Annotated in this window: 5 protein-coding genes; all 5 read right to left on the bottom strand. The window is 70.1% G+C overall.

The window, feature by feature from the left end; all coding sequences use genetic code 11:
- Positions 1-132: FAD-dependent oxidoreductase (locus AC27VN_RS34985; RefSeq protein ID WP_490879576.1), on the bottom strand; the 132-nt coding region annotated here is incomplete at its 3' end.
- Between the two features lie 31 nt (positions 133-163).
- A complete protein-coding gene (locus AC27VN_RS34980) occupies positions 164-1150 on the bottom strand; it encodes a Bug family tripartite tricarboxylate transporter substrate binding protein (protein ID WP_490879575.1) in 987 nt (328 codons plus the stop codon).
- A 14-nt stretch (positions 1151-1164) separates the two neighbouring features.
- Positions 1165-2136, bottom strand: coding sequence for a VOC family protein (locus tag AC27VN_RS34975; protein WP_490879574.1), 972 nt, complete (start codon positions 2134-2136; stop codon positions 1165-1167).
- A gap of 13 nt (positions 2137-2149) precedes the next feature.
- Complete coding sequence (locus AC27VN_RS34970) at positions 2150-3625, bottom strand: aldehyde dehydrogenase (protein ID WP_490879573.1); 1476 nt, start codon at positions 3623-3625, stop codon at positions 2150-2152.
- Positions 3626-3633: 8 nt separating this feature from the next.
- A partial coding sequence (locus tag AC27VN_RS34965) for an aspartate dehydrogenase domain-containing protein (RefSeq protein ID WP_490879572.1) occupies positions 3634-3963 on the bottom strand: 330 nt, incomplete at its 5' end.

Below are 3963 nucleotides of genomic sequence, written 5' to 3'. Positions count from 1 at the left end.
GCCGACGCGCGCGAACTGCTTGGCCTGCTCGAACACGACCACGTCGTGGCCGGCGCGGCGCAGCGCGATGGCGGCGGCCAGGCCGCCGATGCCGGCGCCGACGATGCCGAGGGTGGATTCGCTGGTGTTCATGGGTGTGTGTCTCTTCCTTCTTGTTCGCGGCTCACTCGGCCACGATGTTTCGCGCCTTGACGATGCGGGCCCAGACGGCCGTCTCGTCGCGGATGTGGGCGGCGAACTCGGCCGGCTTCATCGCGGCGCCGGTCATGCCCTGCGCCTTCAGGCGCTCGCGCACCTCGGGCTGGGCCAGCATCTCGGCCGCGTCCTTCGCGAGCTGGTCGACCACCGCCGCCGGCGTGCCGCGCGGCGCCATCAGGCCGTACCACGAGGTCACGGCCACGCCCTGGATGCCCTGCTCGGCCAAGGTGGGGATGTCGGGCGCGGCGGGGCTGCGCACGGCCTCGGTCACGCCGAGCGCGATCAGCTTGCCGTTGCCGATGAACGGCAGGGTCGCGGGCAGGTTGCTGAACATCATCGGCACCGAGCCGCCGAGCACGTCGTTGAGCGCGGGCGGCGTGCCCTTGTAGGGCACGTGCAGCAGGTCGATGCCGGCCTGCTGCTTGAACAGCTCGCCCGCCAGGTGCAGCCCGCTGCCCACGCCGGGCGAGGCATACGACAGCGTGCCCGGCTTGGCCTTGGCCTGCGCCACCAGCTCCTTCACGCTCTTGATGCCCGAGGCCGGCGATGCCACCAGCACGTTGGGCGCCTTGGCCAGCATGGTGATCGGCACGAAGTCCTTCTGCATGTCGAACGGGAAGTTCGGCATCAACGTGGGATTGATCGTGACGTTGCCGGCCGGGATCACCAGCAGCGTGTGGCCGTCGCCCTTGGCGCGCTTGACCTTCTCCATGCCGATGTTGCCGGCCGCGCCGACCTGGTTGTCGACCACGGCCGCCTGGCCGTAGCGCTTGGCGAGGCCGTCGGACAGCATGCGCGCCAGCGTGTCGACCGGCCCGCCCGGCGGGAACGGCGAGACGATGGTGAAGCGCTCGGCCGCGAGCTGCTTGTGCACATCGCTTTGCGCAGCCGCGGGCAAAGCGATGGCAGCCAGCGCCGCGAACAGGAGGGAGAAACAGAAGCGTCGTTGCATGGTGATCGGAACCGTCATTTCTTCTCGGTGAGGAAGGCGCCCTTCGGCCCTTCCGCGTTCTTCTGGCGCCGCGTGTGGCCGTCGAGGCCGCCATCGACCGCCCATTCGGCGAACACCGTCGGCCCCGGCTCGAACTCGCGCGGCTGCCAGTCGGCCGTGAGCTGGTCCTCGTCGGCGTAGTACTCGATCAGGCCGCCGGCCGGGTTCTTGAAGTACCAGAAGTAGGCCGAGGAGACCGGGTGCCGGCCCGGGCCGAGCTGCGTGTCCCAGCCCTGGCGCGAGAAGTGCAGCCCGCCGCCGAACACCTCGTGGATGTCGCGCACCGTGAAGGCCACGTGGTTGAGCCCGCGCTTGCCCGAGGGGATCTGCAGCAGGAACAGGTCGTGGTGGCCGCCCTCGGGGGCGCAGCGCATGAAGGCGCCGCGGTTCGGATAGCTGTCGGAGCCGACGAAGCCGAAGCGCTCGGCATAGAAGGCGCTCGTGGCCTTCACGTCGCCGACGAAGAACACCACGTGGCCGACCTCGATCGGCGTCGCGCGCTCGTAGATCGGCGCGGGCTGGTTGAGGCGCGGCTTGGCGTTCCAGGTGTTCATCGCGCCGCAGTCGACCTCGACGGCATGCTTGCGGCTGACCTGCAGGCGCACGGCCAGGCCATTGGGATCGATGCAGCCGATGCGGCGCGCGCCATCGATGCTGGCGTCGAAGAAGGCCGGATCGTTCGCGATGGCGGCGGCATAGCGCTCGAGGTCGGCCTCGCTCTCCACGCCCCACACCACTTCGCGCAGGGTCGGGCCCTCCTCCATCGCGGGCGGCAGGCGCGCGTCGTCCAACGCCGCAACGACGACCCGGCAGCCGTTGAGGCACTCGAAGACGAGTTCGCCGGGCGCCTCGGACTTCAGCGCGAGGCCCCAGTCCTCGAAGAAGCGGCGGCAGGTGGGCAGGTCGTCCGCCCCGTAGGTGATCTGGTCGATGCCTAGAACGCTCATGGTGTGGCCCTGTTCAGTTCGCCCACGCGAGCGGTTGTTCGTTGGTGCCCCAGTACATGCTCTTCTGCTCCATGTACTGGAAGATGCCTTCGCGGCCCTTCTCGCGACCGAGGCCGCTGTCGCGCCAGCCGCCGAAGGGCGTGGAGACCGAGAACTGCTTGTAGGTGTTGACCCAGACCGTGCCGGCCTGCACCGCGCGGCCGAGCTTCCAGGCGCGCTTGAAGTCGCGGCTCCACACGCCCGCGGCCAGCGCATAGACGCTGTCGTTGGCCTGCGCGATCAGCGAGGCCTCGTCGTCGAAGGGCATCGCGACCAGCACCGGTCCGAAGATCTCCTCCTGGCTGGTACGCGCGTGGTTGTCCAGGCCTTCGATGATGGTCGGCCGGTAGAAGTAGCCGCTGTCGTAGCCGGCACCCTGCGGGCGCACGCCACCGGTGCGGATGCGGCCGCCCTCGGACACGCCGAGCTCGACGTAGCGCTCGATGCCCTCGCGGTGCTTCGCCGTGATCAGCGGGCCCATCTGCGTGCGCTCCGAGGCCGGGTCGCCCACGCGCAGCGCGTTCGCGCCCTCGGCCAGCCGCGTGAGGAACTCGTCGTAGATGCCGCGCGCCACGAACAGCCGCGAGCCCGCGATGCACGATTCGCCCGACGAGCTGAAGATGCCGTAGAGCACGCCGTTGACCGCATGATCGAGGTCCGCGTCCTCGAGCACCATGGTCGGCGACTTGCCGCCGAGCTCGAGCGACACCGGCATCATCTTGTCGGCCGCGATGTGGGCGATGTGCTTGCCGGTGGTGGTGCCGCCCGTGAAGGACACGCGCTTGACCAGCGGATGCTGGGTGATCGCATCGCCGATCACCGAGCCCCGGCCCGGCAGCACGCTGACGATGCCCCTGGGCACGCCGGCCTGTTCGCAGATGCGCGCCAGCTCGAGCGCCATCAGCGGCGTGACCTCGGCGGGCTTCACCACCACCGCGTTGCCGGCCGCCAGCGCGGGCGCGAGCTTCTGCGCCTCGCTCGCGATCGGCGAGTTCCACGGCGTGATCGCCGCGACCACGCCCATGGGCTCGTGCACGCTCATCGTGACGAAGGCGCCGCGCGACGGGGTGATGCTTTCCTCGAGCGTCTCGAGCGCGGCCGCGAAGAACTGGAAGGTGCCCGCGGCGCTGGCCACGAGGTTGCGCGTCTCGTTGATCGGCTTGCCGTTGTCGAGGCGCTGCTTCTGCGCCAGCGACTCGGCCTCGTCGCGGATCAACTGCGCCACGCGGTGCAGCACGGTGGCGCGCTCGTGCGGCAGGCGCTGGGCCCAGCCGCTGGTGCGAAAGGCACGGTCGGCGCCCGCGATGGCCTCCTCGACGTCGGCCAGGCTCGCGGCGCGCAGGCGCGCGATCGGTTCGCCGGTGGCCGGGTACAGGCTCTCGTAGACGTCGCCGCCGCCCAGGCGCCATTCGCCGGCGATGCAGATCGGAAGAAGTTCGGAAGAAATCATGGGTTGGCTCAGATGGCGAGCGCCGCGACGCGGTTGCGCAGCGCGCGCACGGCGCTGTAGACGGTCAGCGCGGAGGTCTTGGGATTGGCCGCGAGCGGCTTGTTGCGCATGGTCAGCTCGAAGCTGCCGAAGGCGCCCTCGGCTTCGACGGTGTGCACGTTCTCGGCGATGGCCGGGTCGGCGATCAGCCGCACCTGCGTGCGGTCCAACCCCAGCCCCGCGAGCGAGACGGTGGCCGCGACGTTGGCATTCTTCGGATAGAGCAAGGCCGCCTCGCGCGCGCTGCCCTCGAAGATGACGGTGGCCTGCGCCAGCGCATCGAGGTCGCGGCCCTGCTC

This window comes from Variovorax sp. 20P10.2.4, from assembly GCF_058244205.1.
The sequence above is the reverse complement of the archived record's forward strand: the minus strand, read 5'-3'. Positions and strand labels throughout refer to the sequence as shown.